This is a genomic window from Bacillus sp. FSL L8-0358, assembly GCF_038593095.1.
GTDB classification, from domain to species: domain Bacteria; phylum Bacillota; class Bacilli; order Bacillales; family Bacillaceae; genus Bacillus; species Bacillus subtilis.
The window spans coordinates 549,840-565,945 of sequence record NZ_CP151962.1 but is presented as its reverse complement, the minus strand read 5'-3'; the positions used below and the strand labels follow the sequence as shown (position 1 = coordinate 565,945).

At 39.3% G+C, this 16,106-nt stretch carries 16 protein-coding genes and 1 pseudogene; 8 read left to right on the top strand and 9 right to left on the bottom strand.

Annotation, left to right across the window (positions count from 1 at the left end):
• The first annotated feature begins 1 nt into the window (after position 1).
• The 4 genes from NYE49_RS02945 to NYE49_RS02930 all read left to right on the top strand — a co-directional run bounded on the left by NYE49_RS02945 (position 2) and on the right by NYE49_RS02930 (position 4,703).
• Complete coding sequence (locus tag NYE49_RS02945; protein ID WP_047182147.1) at positions 2-1,450, top strand: HAMP domain-containing sensor histidine kinase; 1,449 nt, start codon at positions 2-4, stop codon at positions 1,448-1,450.
• Positions 1,447-2,586 carry a hypothetical protein gene (locus NYE49_RS02940; RefSeq protein ID WP_080344159.1) on the top strand — a complete coding sequence of 380 codons (1,140 nt, stop codon included), beginning with the start codon at positions 1,447-1,449 and terminating at the stop codon, positions 2,584-2,586. The genes NYE49_RS02945 and NYE49_RS02940 overlap by 4 nt, the downstream gene beginning before the upstream one ends.
• Before the next feature lie 246 nt (positions 2,587-2,832).
• Complete coding sequence (locus tag NYE49_RS02935) at positions 2,833-3,660, top strand: polysaccharide deacetylase family protein (protein ID WP_031315635.1); 828 nt, start codon at positions 2,833-2,835, stop codon at positions 3,658-3,660.
• Between the two features lie 155 nt (positions 3,661-3,815).
• The gene (locus tag NYE49_RS02930) at positions 3,816-4,703 is read left to right on the top strand and encodes an LCP family protein (RefSeq protein WP_015482854.1); all 888 of its coding nucleotides are present in this window, start codon (positions 3,816-3,818) and stop codon (positions 4,701-4,703) included.
• A 69-nt stretch (positions 4,704-4,772) separates the two neighbouring features.
• On the opposite strand, the gene NYE49_RS02925 is transcribed toward NYE49_RS02930, so the two are convergent.
• From NYE49_RS02925 to NYE49_RS02905, 5 genes and pseudogenes are all read right to left on the bottom strand, one after another.
• Entirely contained in the window at positions 4,773-5,564 is a 792-nt protein-coding gene (locus NYE49_RS02925; protein WP_080030713.1) for a GNAT family N-acetyltransferase, read from the bottom strand.
• A 187-nt stretch (positions 5,565-5,751) separates the two neighbouring features.
• Positions 5,752-5,996 (bottom strand): annotated as a pseudogene (locus NYE49_RS02920) (hypothetical protein).
• 58 nt (positions 5,997-6,054) lie between these two features.
• Positions 6,055-7,362 (bottom strand): arsenical efflux pump membrane protein ArsB, encoded by a 1,308-nt coding sequence (locus tag NYE49_RS02915; protein WP_015482852.1) that lies wholly within the window; start codon positions 7,360-7,362, stop codon positions 6,055-6,057.
• A gap of 12 nt (positions 7,363-7,374) precedes the next feature.
• Positions 7,375-7,710: a metal-responsive transcriptional regulator AseR gene (aseR, locus tag NYE49_RS02910; RefSeq protein ID WP_015482851.1), complete on the bottom strand. Its 336-nt coding sequence runs from the start codon at positions 7,708-7,710 to the stop codon at positions 7,375-7,377.
• 761 nt (positions 7,711-8,471) lie between these two features.
• The gene (locus NYE49_RS02905) at positions 8,472-9,068 is read right to left on the bottom strand and encodes a TetR/AcrR family transcriptional regulator (RefSeq protein WP_020425115.1); all 597 of its coding nucleotides are present in this window, start codon (positions 9,066-9,068) and stop codon (positions 8,472-8,474) included.
• 206 nt (positions 9,069-9,274) lie between these two features.
• Here NYE49_RS02905 and NYE49_RS02900 point away from each other — a divergent pair, with 206 nt between their 5' ends.
• The gene (locus tag NYE49_RS02900; protein WP_047182146.1) at positions 9,275-10,462 is read left to right on the top strand and encodes an MFS transporter; all 1,188 of its coding nucleotides are present in this window, start codon (positions 9,275-9,277) and stop codon (positions 10,460-10,462) included.
• 143 nt (positions 10,463-10,605) lie between these two features.
• On the opposite strand, the gene NYE49_RS02895 is transcribed toward NYE49_RS02900, so the two are convergent.
• Positions 10,606-11,199: an NAD(P)H-dependent oxidoreductase gene (locus NYE49_RS02895; RefSeq protein ID WP_015252732.1), complete on the bottom strand. Its 594-nt coding sequence runs from the start codon at positions 11,197-11,199 to the stop codon at positions 10,606-10,608.
• Positions 11,200-11,309: 110 nt separating this feature from the next.
• Here NYE49_RS02895 and NYE49_RS02890 point away from each other — a divergent pair, with 110 nt between their 5' ends.
• Positions 11,310-11,696: a winged helix-turn-helix transcriptional regulator gene (locus NYE49_RS02890; protein WP_003242640.1), complete on the top strand. Its 387-nt coding sequence runs from the start codon at positions 11,310-11,312 to the stop codon at positions 11,694-11,696.
• 148 nt (positions 11,697-11,844) lie between these two features.
• Here the strand turns inward: NYE49_RS02890 and NYE49_RS02885 are convergent, their stop codons facing one another.
• On the bottom strand, positions 11,845-12,717 hold the full coding sequence (locus NYE49_RS02885; protein ID WP_015482848.1) for a YitT family protein: 873 nt from the start codon (positions 12,715-12,717) through the stop codon (positions 11,845-11,847).
• Between the two features lie 254 nt (positions 12,718-12,971).
• Between NYE49_RS02885 and NYE49_RS02880 the strand changes: the two genes are divergently transcribed.
• Positions 12,972-13,301 carry a winged helix-turn-helix transcriptional regulator gene (locus tag NYE49_RS02880; RefSeq protein WP_015482847.1) on the top strand — a complete coding sequence of 110 codons (330 nt, stop codon included), beginning with the start codon at positions 12,972-12,974 and terminating at the stop codon, positions 13,299-13,301.
• 81 nt (positions 13,302-13,382) lie between these two features.
• Positions 13,383-13,955, top strand: a complete 573-nt coding sequence (locus NYE49_RS02875) for an alpha/beta hydrolase (RefSeq protein ID WP_015382856.1) — start codon at positions 13,383-13,385, stop codon at positions 13,953-13,955.
• A gap of 52 nt (positions 13,956-14,007) precedes the next feature.
• On the opposite strand, the gene NYE49_RS02870 is transcribed toward NYE49_RS02875, so the two are convergent.
• Both NYE49_RS02870 and NYE49_RS02865 read right to left on the bottom strand, forming a co-directional pair.
• A complete protein-coding gene (locus NYE49_RS02870) occupies positions 14,008-14,433 on the bottom strand; it encodes a MaoC family dehydratase (protein WP_003234221.1) in 426 nt (141 codons plus the stop codon).
• A gap of 193 nt (positions 14,434-14,626) precedes the next feature.
• The gene (locus tag NYE49_RS02865) at positions 14,627-16,018 is read right to left on the bottom strand and encodes a PLP-dependent aminotransferase family protein (RefSeq protein WP_015382854.1); all 1,392 of its coding nucleotides are present in this window, start codon (positions 16,016-16,018) and stop codon (positions 14,627-14,629) included.
• Positions 16,019-16,106: the final 88 nt, after the last annotated feature.

Here is a 16,106-nt window from a genome sequence, read left to right as displayed (position 1 = left end):
AGTGTTACGGACGATCAAGGGTAAATTTATTATTGGTTTTTTTCTGATTTTTTCTCTCTCTTTCCTAGTGCTCAATCAAACGGTCAAAAGTGTCATTTGGTCAAGCAATGAAAAAATTGTGACCTCAGATTTAATAGACTTAAAAAAAAACAGCATCATGTATATCAATCAAGCATTTTTAATCAATCATTATAAAAACAATGAACTATACTTCGGCGATATGGCCGATGAAATAGTGGATAGTTTAACTCATTCAACAGGAAGCAATGTAGGCGTTTATACCGTAGATGGCATTTTGTTGTCTTCTTCTAATAAAACAGTGTTTTCGCAAGGTATTGACGAGGACCTAGCAAAAGCAATTAACGGAAAAAATGCTTATCATATCACCTATGATCGAAATCAAGCACAGGTGTTTTTTTCTTATCCAGTTGTCATTGATGGTGCAAAAGTTGGCATATTGCGTTTTTCTAAAGATTTTAATTTGCTTTACAAACAAAGCGGAGAGATTTTAAATATTATTTTTTATATCGCTCTTGCGATATTTGTGGCGGCGTTTCTTTTCTCTTATATACTCTCCAGACACATCACGATTCCAATCGTCAAGCTGACAGAGGCCACCTCAGAAGTCAAAAAGGGAAAGCTGGATGTGGATATCCATTTTTCTAGAAAAGATGAAATTGGCCAGCTTACGGTTAATTTCAATGATATGATCACCAGAATTAGGGATCAAATTTCAACTATCGAAAAAGATCGGGACAGGTTAAAGGAACTTAATGAACAGGAAAAACGTTTTTTTGACAATATGACCCATGAACTGAAAACACCTCTGACTTCTATTCAAGGCTATGCTGAAATCATAAAACAAAAAGGGGAATCAGATCAGGCGTTTTTTGATAAAGGAATGAATCATATTGTTAAAGAAAGCCGGCGTCTGCACAATTTGGTTATAAAACTTCTTGAGGTATCTAGAGAAACCTCTAAAGAACAATTCGATAGGATTGATGCAGGAACGATTTTGAAAGATGTATGCGAATCTATGAAATTTCGTGCAGAACGATATAAAAAGAAGATCACCTATGAGATAGAAGACATTCTCTATGTGTATGGTCAAAAGAATAGAGTGCGCCAACTCTTTATTAATCTTTTGGACAATGCAATCAAATACAGTTTATCTCATTCTGAAATCATGATTCAGGCTAAAGTTACGGGAGATCAGGTTCTTTTTATGTTCAAAAATCCAAGTGATCCATATGACGACAACCAATACACAAAAGTGTTTCAGCCTTTTTATTCAATAAACCAAAAGGTGACGGAAGAAGGAAGTTTAGGGTTGGGGTTAAGCATAGTTAAAACAATTGTCGAAAAACATGGAGGAACAATCAAGATGTTCTACGAAGAAAACCATACAATCATCACTATTGAACTAGCTTACATGAAGGTTGAGAAATGATCATGAAGAACAAACGGTTTATTATATTGTCAGGGATATTATTGATTTCCTTGATTTTTGTATCCAGCTATAATATGGGCAAGCGATCTGAAACCATTATCATTCCAAACAAGGAAGAGAGCCAGATTGATGACGATCAGAAGTCGGGCTCCTTTCAGGTGAAGAAGATATATCGCCTCCCTCAAGCTGACCAGTTGCTTGGCTGGTCTTCATCAAACTCTGTAGTTGGTTTTTTCAAAGGAAATGACACAACGGAAGGTAAAGCGCAGCATCTTCAGAATGTCTCCTATCCTTTTGAAAAACCTGAAACTCTGCAGAGCATTGACCGCAATACTTCCAACCTTAAGTTGTCTCCCGACGGGAAAAGTATCGCCGGATTAACGATGTCATCAAATAAGATAACACTAAATCTAATATCACTGACGAACAGAAACAAAAAGGAAATAGCCAGCTTTTCTTCTAGCAAGGATGCCTTTGTACAGGATATTTCATGGTCAAATAATAGCAAATACATTTGTTATCTTGTCATTGACACGACAAAAAATGACCAGACTGCGGTCAATGTATTCAACATAGATTCCGGAACCCTCAAAACGTATCCATTGAAGAATGTTGATGAAAAGGATTCGCTTACGGCAGTTTCCATTTCAGATGATGGACGTAGTTTGCTGCTTACCATGTTACAAGGGCAACAATACCGCATTATGACGGGGACCATCAGCGGTGACAGCATCACTATTCAAAATAAGCGGCAGATTAGCCCCTATGGTAAACCTGTTTGGTTAAACAATGACCAATTTGTATTTTTAGGTATCGGAGAAACCTTATACGAATACGACCTCAGAAACAGTGAGCTCTCTGTTCTGCTCGAAAATGTAGCTGTTTTTACCATATCTAATGATCGAAAGAAGATCGCTTACTCTTTATATGACAAGGACAATACTTATGCAGGAAAGCTGCAAGGGAAAAATGTCCTCTACGCAGAACCTATATACCACGGCGCCAACCCATCAGAAATATATTGGAATCCAGATGGCAGCAACCTGCTTGTTTATGAACAAAACCAGTATACTTCTATGGAAAACTCATCAGCCCGATTTTTTGACGATCGCTCTTATATCATATCCTTCAAGTAAACCTTATTTCTATTGAATAGAAATAAGGTTTTTTCTTATACCTGCAAGATATTACATAACAATGATTCCTTCATTTGTTGACATTTTGTTTACAAGTTGATCAAACTTCTGCGATAACTCCCATCTATATTAAAAGAGCATCACTTTTACCGGGCTTTGTCTCCAAAGTTTCATTGGCCTTCTAATTTATGTGACTCGTTCGCGAGAAAACTAGTTTTGATATCTACTATTGAGGAGTTGGAAAAAGTGTCAAATTCACCAAGAAGGGATCGTAAGTTGAATCAAATAGGAAAAATAGGTTTTGGGATATTGATTATTCTAGGTGTAACGTTACTATGCATTTCCTGGAAGGCACTTGCCGGCCCAAAGCAGGAACCAATAAAAGAAAGTACAAACGCTTCTGAGCAGGCGCATATAGAAACACACAAAAATTCAGCACAGAAAAAAGAACAAAAAAAACCTGCTGAAATCGGGAAGGTCGTTTATTTAACATTTGATGACGGACCAAACCCTGCTGCTTCAGAGAAAATTATGGATTTGCTTCATAAATACAATGCAAAGGGAACGTTTTTTATGTTAAAACCAAATATCGAGCGAAATCCTAATATTGTGAGAAAAATGGCGGAAAACGGTCATTCTGTTGGGTCTCACGGCGTGACGCACCAGGTTTCCGAAATCTATAAATCCCCTGAAAGCTTTGCTGCAGAAATGAACGATACATTGGACTACATTAAAGAAACAACCAAAGTCAACACGCATTTAATAAGAGCACCTTACGGGTCAAAGCCTTACATTACTGGCCCTTTTAGAGATGTTGTGGAGCGTGATCATTTTAACCTGTGGGATTGGACAGTTGACTCAGAGGACTGGAAGTACACTCATGGAGAGTTTGTTAAGAGTGTCATTCAGCAAGTCAAAACCCTTGAAGGAAAAGAGCCGCTTATTGTATTAATGCATGAAAAGCCGACTACCGCGGCCTATTTGGAACAATTATTAAAATATTTCCGGGAAAGTGGATACGAAATGAAAGCAATTCATGATTCAATCAAACCGGTACAATTCAGATTCAATTGAAGTATAAATTTAAAGTATCTTATATGAACTACAAAATATCACGGAGATAAAAGAATTATTTATTAGAGAACCGTTAAGAACCAGTACAACATATAAATATTTCAACTTGATCAGGAAGGAATTTGATAGTGAAAATTGGGAGAAGGAAACTGAAAATGCAGAGTATTTTATTGTTTGTTCTAGCCCTCTTGTTAACCATTGGAAGCCTGACCTGCTATAGCATTTACCGAAACGTAGCAAAATCGGTCAACCATATGTATGAACCTCTGCAAAGAGATTCTAAGCAACAAGATGCTAGTCTTGGACATGATCCTATATCGATTCTTTTGCTGGGAGTAGATGAGCGCCCCGGTGATAAAGGACGACCGGATTCGATGATCGTACTGACTTTAAATCCAGAGACGAAAACATCGACGATGGTAAGTATACCGCGTGATACCAGAGTATTTATGCGATCAAAGAATACCAATATTAAAATGAACGCAGCATATACTTACGAGGGTATTGAAGGTGCCGTTCAAACCGTTGAACAATTTTTAAACATCACAATCAATTATTATATCAAAGTCAATATGGAAGGGTTTAAAGATATTGTAGATGAGATTGGCGGAATCACAGTGAATAATGATTTCCCTTTTACCCTTGAAGGGGTGCATATACCAAAAGGGGAACAGCACCTGGATGGAAAGGTTGCCCTTAAATACGCACGGATGAGAAAAGAAGATCCTCGCGGTGATTTTGGGCGGCAGCAGCGGCAGCGAGAAATCATTAACCAAATTATTCACGAAGGAGCACAATTAAAATCTTTAAAAAACTATCAAGGAATTTTGGCTGCCTTAGAAAAAAATATACAAACAAACTTAACACTTGATAAAATGATTGATATTCAACGCTCTTATAAAGAAGCCGTTCATCATGTCAAACAGATCGAAATAAAAGGTGAGGATAAAAAGATAGATCACTTATGGTATCATGTTGTAACTGATGAAACGAGAAAGGACTTATCGAAGAAACTTCGCCAGCAATTAAATCTAGATTCTTAATAAAATAAAAACCGGTATTCACCAACCGCTTACTCATGTAAAGAGAAGAGTTCTTGCCTCTTCTCTTTTTTATGATTTCCCGGAATAAAAAAGAGAGTATTCGATTATTTTCTTAAACCCTAGTTTAGCTGCTAATGCAATGGAAGAATTGTTGCAAATATCACAATCCCAGCTAGGAACAATCCCATTTTCCATACAAAACACTATAAACCTATTTGCTACGCAATAAGCTAACCCCAGTCCTCTATATTCCTCAAGTGTATAGATATCCATTTCCGCTCGATTATGCCCTAAAAATATAGAGGTACACTCACTTACTACATGATTGCCATGTAATACGGCAAATCCAAAACCTTTTGAAGCAAACTGTGAGACAGAATCCCAATACTCCTCATAATACGCGCTGTTAAACGCTGTGCTGTGTGAAATAATGTCTTCGTCTATTCTTTTCAATACAAGACCCTTTGGCAGTTGCAAAGTCTTTTTGAAAGATTTTGCTTGATAAGAAAATGCAGCTCTTCTCATTTGGTTCAAGTCATCTTTCAGTAAGGGTTTCAGTACGCTATCCCATGTATCACTGGAAGAAAACAAGGTAAATCGTTTTGATGATTTCACTTGTTCTTCATAATATCCTGCAATGAAATCATGAAAATCCCGATTCCCTTGGTCTCCCGCAATAAAATAAATGCCTGATTCAGTTCCTATAAAAAACGATTTAGGAAAGGTTTGATCATCTGCATAAACAGCTCCCGGAATGGTTTGGTCTAATATTGAATAGACAAATGTTGGACAATATTTGTCATCAATCATTGTTTTTAAGCTACTGTATTTTTCTTTTGTTAATTCCTGCAAAACAGACAACTCCTTTAAAACACCGTCTCCTTCATGATTCTGTTCACAAATCAATTTTCCTCTGTCACCAGCTAAATAACTTCCCTGTTACAAATCTCATACTAATAAAAACAGGTGTCTGCCTTCAGCCCGCAGACACCTGTTGAACAACACATTGCATTATATAACCCAAGAAAACGCTGAGTATATCGATTCTTTATTCCCCAGTTACAGCAAACTGTTTTAAACGGTCACCAATTTCAGCACGGACCCTTTGGAAACACTTCTTCTGTTCCGTGTGCTTTTGCCGGATCATCAAATTTATCCGATGTTTGATTTGAAATATCAATCCCTGCTTCTTTCATTGCTTTGACAGCATTCGATGTCATCCATGAACTTCGATTCCTGCGCTGTACACATTCCACTTGTCTCCAAGGTATTTTCCCCCCACTCTTCAGCCATTTGGCTGCGGCAAGAGTTACCTGTGCATTGTTTTCCTTGATATAGTGACCTTGTCCTTTTAGAAACAAGAATGGATTATCAGCAGCCAAATATACAGGCCGACAAGTGTGATCAATAAAGTGGGTATCGTGAGGATAATTCCTGTTTTAAAATACGTGCCCCAGGAAATTTTCATACCTTTGTGCGAAAGAACATGAAGCCATAATAATGTCGCCAAGGAACCAATCGGTGTTATTTTAGGTCCTAAATCTGAACCGATGACATTTGCATATATGAGCGCTTCTCTCATCATCCCATGTGTATCTGTACCGGCAATAGCCAGTGCATCAATCATGACAGTCGGCAGGTTATTCATAATGGAAGAAAGAATTGCCGCGATAAAGCCCATTCCAATCGTACCTGCAAACAATCCTTGATCAGCTGCGGCTTGAATCACATCTGAAAGGACATCTGTCAATCCAGCATTTCGGACACCATACACAACAACATACATGCCAATTGAAAAGAATACGATAGCCCATGGCGCCTCTTTCACCACTTTCTTTGTATGGACGGCCGGACTCTTTTGCGCAGCGATTAAGAAAATGACCGCAATGCTACCCGCTACCACTGATACAGGGATAGAAAAAAATTCACTTGCAAAATATCCAATTAACAGCAGCCCTAAGATATACCATGACAGTCTGAACATGTTTTGATCTTTAATTGCTTCAACAGGTTTTTTAACCTCAGTCAGATCATAGCGTTTTGGTATGCTTTTTCTAAAGAAAAGGTAAAGTACAATGATGCTCGCCAGCAGCGAAAACAAGTACGGGACAACCATTCTGGATGCATAATCAATAAACGTAATATGAAAATAGTCCGCTGAAACAATGTTGACCAAATTGCTCACTACTAAAGGAAGCGAAGTGGTATCCGCAATAAATCCGCTGGCAATGATAAAAGGAAAAACTAATTTTTCATTAAAATGTAATGCTCTGACCATCGCTAATACGATTGGTGTCAATATAAGAGCTGCACCGTCATTTGCAAATAACGCGGCGACAATAGCTCCTAATAGAGATACATAAACGAACATCCGCACACCGTTTCCTTTTGCAGCCTTCGCCATATGAAGCGCTGCCCATTCAAAGAAACCGATATTATCAAGAATTAACGATATCAGTATGATGGCCACAAAAGCCAAGGTCGCATTCCAAACAATCCCTGTCACAGTTAACACATCATGAAAATTGACAACACCTGCTATTAGAGCTAAAACTGCGCCTCCACAGGCTGACCACCCTATAGATAAATTTTTGGGCTGCCATATGACCAATACTAGAGTTAATAAAAAGATGAATACTGCCAAAATCATTGATGTCAATCTAATGCCTCCTTACTGGCAACACGCTTGAGTTTTCTTTTGTTTGATATGGTTTAACAATTCATCCTCCTGATCGATTTGATGTAAGATCAATTGCAATGTATCAAACTCAGGACAGGAACCATTTATTGAATAATAACGCCATTGGCCTCTTCTGTCCTCATTCACAAAACCTGCGTTTTTTAATTTCCGCAAATGCTGGCTTATGGCGGGCTGGCTCATTTCGAACATATCAACCAATTGACAGACACAATATTCTTTTTCAAGAAATAATCTCATCATTATAAGCCTAGTTTGATCACTAAGTGTTTTTAAACAGCGAGTCATCGCCGCAACATCAATCGTCATATGGCTCCTCCTTCCCAAATCAATATATAAGCAAATCGTTATATACACGCCAAATGATTATACATTCCCCTTTACGTTTCCATATGTAGCGCTCTTAAGAATCAAAACTTCGAAACGAAAACCTGAGTCGCTCCCCGCGTTTCCTTAGCGCCCCCGTCATTATATAAACTTTTATTTATATAAACAATCCCTTATATTTGGAATATCAAATATTTTTGATTCAATGAATATCAATCTCTTTATGAGAACTCTGCCTTATTTGCCTTTATCCATTGTCGAAGCTGCTCCATTTTTAAAGAATGCGTTTCTATTTTAATCAAGTTTATTATGGGATTCCGGGTGTTTTCAATCATAATCCAGTCTGGTATAAATATTAGACTATTTCAGTTATGGGAGTGGTCATAGAGCCCAAGATGAAAATAGACAATCTTTTGGATATTAAAAAACAGGTCTCTTTAGAGGCCTGTTTACATTGCAAGTATTTTTTCCATTGCCATGACACCTACATAATGGCCATCGATTTTCCCCTGTTCTTTAAATACTCCAACTTTGCGATATTCCATTGAAGTATAGAACCCTTGTTCCAATCGATGAAAAGGAATGTAATAATATGATGTTATGTATTCACGATTGAATGACTTCTTTTTCGACATCCGATAAGAGTTCCCTCGATGATTCCGCTCAGCAACAAAAATCTTATATTTCACTGTACGATGGAACCAATTTGCCATATAATCCGTAGCTTTTGCAGTTCTTATCAGCTACATACTCTCTGTAGCAGAGGTAGCTTGAACTCCCTTAAACGCATTCATCACCAAATCATGCACATAGGAATCATTCACCTCATCCCCTGTTATAAGCAGACGGTAGAAAATTGGTCCGTAAATGAGATCTATGCTTACTTCAATATCAAGATTCTCTCTCAATTCACCTTTCTGAATTCCCTTTTCTAGAAGGCCTTTCGCTTGGAGGCGGCGAGGCTGGAAAAATCGCGTGCGATATTCTTCTGCCAATTTTTCATCCAACTGCCCTGCACCTATTAATTCCTTAATAACGGTTCCTTCCCTGCTTGTCAAAAACCTAGCTAAATTCGTGGCGTGGGTTACTATATCTTGTACTGACGACCCTGTATCAGGCACAGGGAGCCTGTCCGTCGCGGTCGAAAGAAAGCTGTCCATGATAACGGCAGCTTTGTTAGACCACCATTTATAAATCGTTGCTTTACTCACTTTCGCACGCTCTGCAATTTTATCGACTGTCACCGCATCAAAGCCTTTTTCCAGCAATAGGCCATAGGCTGCAGAGAGAATCGCCTTATGCGTTCCTTCATCACGCGGCCGCCCTCGTTTACTCTGCACATGAATCATTCCTTCCCGAAATATAAACTATACGTTCAGTATACTTAACTTGAATAAAAAAAGAAAACAGAAATCCATTTACAAAACTGAACGTTTAGTATATTATTTTCATTAATCAACAAAACTGAACGTTCAGTTTACAAAATCACTTGTGTTGAGAAGTCATGATTACACTCAAAAAACCACTTAAAAAGGAGTTCATTCTTATGGCTAATAGTAACAAACAAGCAGGTCAGAGGATTTCACCCAGTTTAACCCTTCTTCTCGCAACTGCATGCGGTATCATTGTTGCTAATCTTTACTATGCACAACCCTTGGTCGGATTAATTAGTAAGGCAATTGGACTTTCTCCAAGCAGTGCTGGATTGATTGTTACACTCACCCAAATCGGATACGTTGCCGGCTTACTATTTCTTGTCCCTTTAGGAGATATCATCGAAAACAAAAAACTTATTGTTGTATCGCTCCTTCTAAGCGCAGCGGCTTTGACACTAACAGCATTTGTGAAGCATGGAACACTGTTTTTAGCAGCTGCGTTTTTCGTCGGATTGGGATCAATCGCAGCCCAAGTGCTTGTTCCATTTGCATCATACCTTGCATCAGACGCTGCACGCGGCCGGGTTGTCGGCAATGTCATGAGCGGCTTATTACTCGGTATTATGCTTTCCCGTCCGATATCTAGTCTAGTCGCTGATATCTGGGGGTGGAATGCAATATTCGCTTTGTCCGCCGTGGTAAGTGTTATCCTGGCCATCGTATTATCAAAAGTGCTTCCTGCCAGAAAACCAACAGCAAATACAAACTATACTGCCTTACTCGGTTCAATGTGGAAGCTGCTGCGCACGACTCCAGTCTTACGCCGCCGTGCCATCTATCATGCGTTTGTATTTGGAGCTTTCAGCTTGTTCTGGACTACCGTTCCTTTATTATTGTCCGGTCCTGGTTTTCATTTTTCTCAGAAGGCAATAGCACTCTACGCATTGGTGGGCATTGCGGGTGCAGTCGCTGCACCAATAGGCGGCCGGCTGGCTGATCGAGGCTTAACCAGGCTTGCCACTGGAATCGCTCTCGGTGTAGTCGTTGTCTCTTTATTACTGCCGCTCATGATTCAGAGCAGCTCCCCCGTCGGTATAACAGTTCTAGTGGCAGCAGCTATTCTGTTAGATATGGGTGTATCTGCAAACCTTGTGCTCAGTCAACGTGCCATTTTTTCGTTGGCGCCTGAAATTCGCAGTCGATTAAACGGATTATTCATGGCAATCTTCTTTCTAGGCGGTGCGATAGGGTCATCAATTGGAGGATGGGCATATGCCTCAGGCGGATGGGGTACAGCATTATGGATTGGAATCGCTTTTCCGGTCATCGCTTTGCTTTATTTCATCACAGAGAAATAAATCATTCACCAAAAATAAGCAGTCAGGACCAAGCAAATAGCTTATTTTTGGTGGCTTCTTCTTTTTTCGCTATATGTTAAAATCCCTCTGCTGAACAAGAAAAAGTCCTGCTTGGTGAGTACAGGATTTTCCAAAATCAATCTTTATGTTAAATCGACACCCTCCAGCTGTTTCAAATATCTTTGCAGGCGAACCTTCGGGTTTAATTCTATATTTGTAATATGCTTTACATACCGATTCGCACTTTCGGCAATTTCTTGGTCACTGATTGTATTGGCGCGATATTCGGCAAAGGAAGGCAGATAGGTCATGCCTACTAAATGGGCAGATGCTTGGAACGGTTTTGTCAGCTCGCTTATCGAAAACAAGTTATATCCGCCGGCTTGATAAGAGTGTTCAGGTGAACCGATGGACATGGCAGTTACCCACTCTTTCCCCTTCAATTTATTTCCGCCGGGACCATGAGCCCAGCCAAACGTAAACACTTCATCAAACCACTGTTTTAAAAGCGGTGGGCTGCTGTACCAGTATAACGGAAACTGAAAAACGATACGGTCATGGGCGAGGAGCTGCTGTTGTTCAAATTCCACATCAATTGGTTGATCGCGATATTTTTCATAAAGATCATGGACAGTTACATCTGGTTCACTTAAAACGGCTTCTTTCCACTTTTTATTGATACGAGAGGATTCTATATTCGGATGTACAACGAGTACGAGTGTTTTCATATGATCCATTCCTTTCATTCCTTTGATGTGACATCATTATATGATGTATATTAAAATACAAAAAGTACGCACATTGAATGTATATAGTATCAAAAAGTATACTATTAGGAGTGAACAGCTTGAGAAATCGTAAACTCGGCATTGATTATTCTTCTGATGACTTTGAAGGATGTCCGGTGGAGACAACATTAGATATCATCGGAGGTAAGTGGAAAGGCATTCTTCTTTATCATCTCATTGACGGTAAAAAGAGGTTTAATGAGTTTCGAAAACTATACCCAAAAATTACCCAGCGTATGCTCACGCTACAATTAAGAGAATTGGAACGGGATGGCGTGATTCACCGCGAGGTTTATAAACAGGTCCCTCCAAAAGTCGAATACTCTTTAACTGAGTTTGGAAGAACATTAGAACCTGTTATCCTGCACATGAAGGACTGGGGAGAAAAATATAAAGACAGGATTGATAAGCTCGAAGCAGCACGTAAAGCTGAAGATAAAATCTAATAACCAGAAAAAATACCAAGGGTTTTGACGCCCTTGGTATTTCTGTGATTCAGACCTTCACCGCTGACACCCACAAGCCCTCAAAAAGTGTTTTTGATTACATTTACCGGCGGCATGTCAGTTACCGTTAAAAAGGTCATTCTATTTTTTAATGATGATTAAGATTTCTAAAATTGCTGCCCTTCACTTCAGCTACGTCATATACGGTGACAAAGGCGGATTTATCAATATCATTAATAATTTCCTTTAGTTTGGTTTCTTCTAAACGGTTGATGACACATGTGATTTCTTTAAATTTCTCGTGGGAAAAACCCCCGTAAGCTTCTTTATATGTGGCGCTTCGGCCTAATTGATCACGTATGGTCTCTACCATTAATTCAGGTTCGGCAGTAATAATTTGAAACGTTTTAGAACCGCTTAAGCCTTCCTCAACGACATGAATGACTTTGGATGCAATGTAGTAAGCAATGACTGAAAGCAATGCCCCTTGAAAACCAAATACTATGGAAACAAAAATAAACACAAAAAGGTTTAAGAATAAAATAAGATCGCTCGTACCAAACGGCAGTTTTCGGGATAACAGCACAGCAAGCATATCAATTCCATCTAATGCGCCTCCATTACGCAGCGCTAACCCCATTCCGAAACCAATGATAATCCCGCCAACAACGGTAATTAACAGGGTATCTCCCTCTAAGATAGCCGGGGTGTGGTGGAAAAAGCTTGTACCTGCGGCGAGTGATACGATTCCGATAATGGATAATAACGCAAAGCTTTTGCCAATTTGCTTATATCCTAACCAGACAAATGGAATGTTGATCACAGCAATCAAAATCCCCAGCGGCAAGTTGAATAGCTGTGAACTAACGATGCTAAGACCTGTTACCCCTCCATCAGATACACTGTTTGGAATGAGCACTGTTTCTAGTCCATACGCCGCTATGATTCCTCCAATGATAACCATGATGATTTGGAAAATCATTTTCGCTTTAAATTTCTTATGTTTTTTGGGTGTATTCATACCATTCCTCATTTCTCAAATATTTCGTTATATTTAAATATACCATAATAGATATTTTCAGCTAAAAACATGCGTTTTTTTAAATAAAGTAATTATCAGTAAGGTAACCCTCTTTGACTTAGAACATTCATGTACCGTGCCGCCTGTTGAGCAAGCGGCCCCTTTCAGTTTAGATCGTGAATCGCCCTCAAACTTCAACACCGAAAATCCTGATTTATTCTGATATGATACTTAAAAAAGGAGGTTTGATTACAGTGAATAGCTTGTGCCGCAGTAAACAAGCCCCATTTGAATACACCTTGTCTCTTATAGGGGGCAAATGGAAAATGAGAATTCTCTATGAGTTAGGGTGTGAAAAAACGATGAGATACGGCGAGCTGAAAAGGGCTATGCCCTCCATTACCCATAAAATGTTAAGCGCACAGCTTAAGGAATTGCAAACTGACGGCCTTATTCATCGGACTGAGGTTTCTCAAACCCCACTGAAAGTAGAGTATTCGTTATCTGACAGAGGGCGATCTTTGTACCCCCTCATAGATGAAATGTGTAAGTGGGGAATGGCACAAGGAATGCCTCATATGTAAAGCTACTTACAAAAAAGTGCGTACTTGTTTCCCAATGAGAGGAATTTTATACTGAATGAAAATACTTCGTTTGGAGAAAAAATGAAAAAACAGGTCTATATCATTCATGGCTACAGAGCCTCCTCAACAAATCATTGGTTCCCTTGGCTGAAAAAACGTCTGCTCGCAGATGGGGTCAAAGCAGACATTTTAAACATGCCTAATCCGCTCCAGCCAAGACTTGAGGATTGGCTGGAGACACTCTCTTTTTATCAACATACTTTACATGAAAATACGTATTTGGTTGCTCACAGCTTAGGGTGCCCCGCCATTTTGAGATTTTTGGAACATATTCAATTACGAAAACAGCTTGGCGGAATCATACTTGTTTCCGGCTTTGCCAAATCATTGCCCACTTTACAGATGTTAGATGAATTTACACAGGGATCGTTTGATCATCAAAAAATCATCGAGTCCGCGAAGCACCGTGCTGTCATTGCTTCTAAGAACGACCAAATTGTTCCATTTTCATGGAGCAAGGAGCTGGCACAACAAATTGACGCTGCGTTATATGAAGTTCAGCACGGAGGTCATTTTCTAGAAGATGAGGGATTTACTTCTTTGCCTATTGTTTATAATGTTTTAACCTCTTATTTTTCAAAGGAAACTCGCTAACATCTTTCACCCATCTGCTTCAATCGAGCCCGCGAAAAGCGGGCTTTCTGAGTTATCGTTTGATCAATACGGATAACTCACCTTCAAACACTTTTACTTCTTTTTGATTATAAGTAGATAGCAATACAGTGAGTATTCCCAATTCATTTCTCTTTGGCTGCTTATCAAGAACCTCAACAATTGTAAACAATTCATCATCCGGATATACGGGTTTTATGAATGTCATATGATTCATCTCTGTTCCGGCTATAATATCGTCTCCATAGAAACCTTCTTCAATCCAAAGTTTAAAAGATATGGCCAGTGTTTGTATGCCGGAAGCGATAATTCCATTAAATCTGCCTTTACTCGCTTTTTCTTCATCTACATGCATATACTGAGGGTCAAATTCACCCGCAAACCGCATAATATCATCTTTTGATACTTTTAATGATTTCGTTTTGAAGACCTGGCCAATTGTAAACTCATCTAACTTCATTCTTACACCTCTGTTTTTCAATTGTCTATTTTGTTTATTTTAGCACTGTGATGAGCAAATAAAAAATTCTGTTTTTCGCTAAACAGACATATCGTGGGCTGGACTGCTGGCACTCATCATATACTAAAAAATATTGAACAGCTCTCAACACTTAGTTCCGTCACTTGGCCGTTTTGCTAAACTGAAAGCTCCCTCATATCTTCCAGGCAGCCTTCAGTTTTTTTATGCCTTCTCTTATGTCGGATTCAGAAACCCCTGCAAACCCGAGCGAGACCGTTTTTGTAGGAGGATGATTTTGATAAGAAAGAGAAACAGGATAAATTTTTACTCCATGTTTTTTCGCCTTCTCAATTAACTCTTTTTCACCAAATGGCAAATAAACGTCAAGTAAGATACGAAGCCCAGAGTTTTCTCCGCGAATTCTGACATGCTCTCCTAATTCCCTTTGCACTGCCTCTAATACAATGGCTCTTTTTTTGCGGTAAAGTTTTCTCATTCTGTTGATGTGTTTTTGCCACTCTCCATTTTTTATAAATTCAGCTAGGGTTAGCTGACTGTGGCAGGACACTGTTTGCTTATATAAGGACGTGATTTCATGCCCCTTTTTTAAAAGAGGCGAAGGAAGAATCATATAGCTGATACGCAGCGAGGGCAATAGAGACTTAGAAAAAGTGCCCATATAAATGACACGGTTATGCTGATCAAGCCCTTGCAGAGAAGGAACCGGCTGTCCTGTGTACCTAAATTCGCCGTCATAATCATCCTCTATGATAAAGGATTGATTTTCGGCCGCCCATTTGAGCAGCTGAATTCTTCTGTTTATTGTCATTATGGTTCCCAGCGTAAATTGATGGGAAGGTGTGACATATACAAGGTTTGGCTGCTGTTCTTTGATCTTCTGTATACAGATTCCTTCCTCATCGACTGGTATCGGAACAATATTCATGCGATTGGCTTCAAAAATTTTGCGTGCTCTTGGATAACCAGGATCCTCATACCCTATAGAAATATTCGGCTCAAAAACTTGGCACAAGATTTGCAGCAGAATAGGGTTCCCAGCACCTATAATCACTTGTTCAGGGCCGCAATGAACACCCCGAGATTGATACAGGTACTCTGCAATGAGTGTTCTCAGCGCAAACTCTCCTAAAACATGTCCCGGCCGATAAAGCTCGTGTCCATATTGGTCTAAGCTATTGACCATGCTTTTTCGCCATGCGGAAAAAGGGAAGTAAGAAGAATCTACATTCCCATAATGAAAATCAATCCATTGTTTATTTTCTTCTGCTTCTTGTTGAATGGGTGTTGTGCTTGGCATTCTATCATAGGCAAAATCAGAATCATGATAATCAGCAAACCACCCGCTTCTTGGCTTGCTCACAATATAGCCCTCAGCAGCGAGCTGTTCATAGGCACGTTCTACAGTCGTTTGGCTGATGGAAAGCTGATTCGCCAGGAGTCTTTTTGAAGGAAGCTTCATTCCTTTTTGAATACGGCCCCGATGCATGTTTTCTTTAAAATATCGGTAAAGCTGCTGATAAAGCGGAATATCCAGATTTCTATTCAAAAAAGGCGTGATATCCATTTGCGTGTTGTTCTCCTAACTGGTATGCATTTTTTTATGAAAACTGGCTGTTTATAAAAGGCCAATTCCAGTTTATAGTCATTGTAAT

Excerpts from the sequence above, each read along its gene's own strand:
- NYE49_RS02940 (WP_080344159.1), top strand. The coding sequence starts at position 1,447 with ATGATCATGAAGAACAAACGGTTTATTATATTGTCAGGGATATTATTG.
- NYE49_RS02930 (WP_015482854.1), top strand. The coding sequence starts at position 3,816 with ATGCAGAGTATTTTATTGTTTGTTCTAGCCCTCTTGTTAACCATTGGA.
- aseR (WP_015482851.1), bottom strand. The coding sequence starts at position 7,710 with ATGACGATTGATGTTGCGGCGATGACTCGCTGTTTAAAAACACTTAGT.
- NYE49_RS02900 (WP_047182146.1), top strand. The coding sequence starts at position 9,275 with ATGGCTAATAGTAACAAACAAGCAGGTCAGAGGATTTCACCCAGTTTA.
- NYE49_RS02895 (WP_015252732.1), bottom strand. The coding sequence starts at position 11,199 with ATGGATCATATGAAAACACTCGTACTCGTTGTACATCCGAATATAGAA.
- NYE49_RS02885 (WP_015482848.1), bottom strand. The coding sequence starts at position 12,717 with ATGAATACACCCAAAAAACATAAGAAATTTAAAGCGAAAATGATTTTC.
- NYE49_RS02875 (WP_015382856.1), top strand. The coding sequence starts at position 13,383 with ATGAAAAAACAGGTCTATATCATTCATGGCTACAGAGCCTCCTCAACA.
- NYE49_RS02870 (WP_003234221.1), bottom strand. The coding sequence starts at position 14,433 with ATGAAGTTAGATGAGTTTACAATTGGCCAGGTCTTCAAAACGAAATCA.
- NYE49_RS02865 (WP_015382854.1), bottom strand. The coding sequence starts at position 16,018 with ATGGATATCACGCCTTTTTTGAATAGAAATCTGGATATTCCGCTTTAT.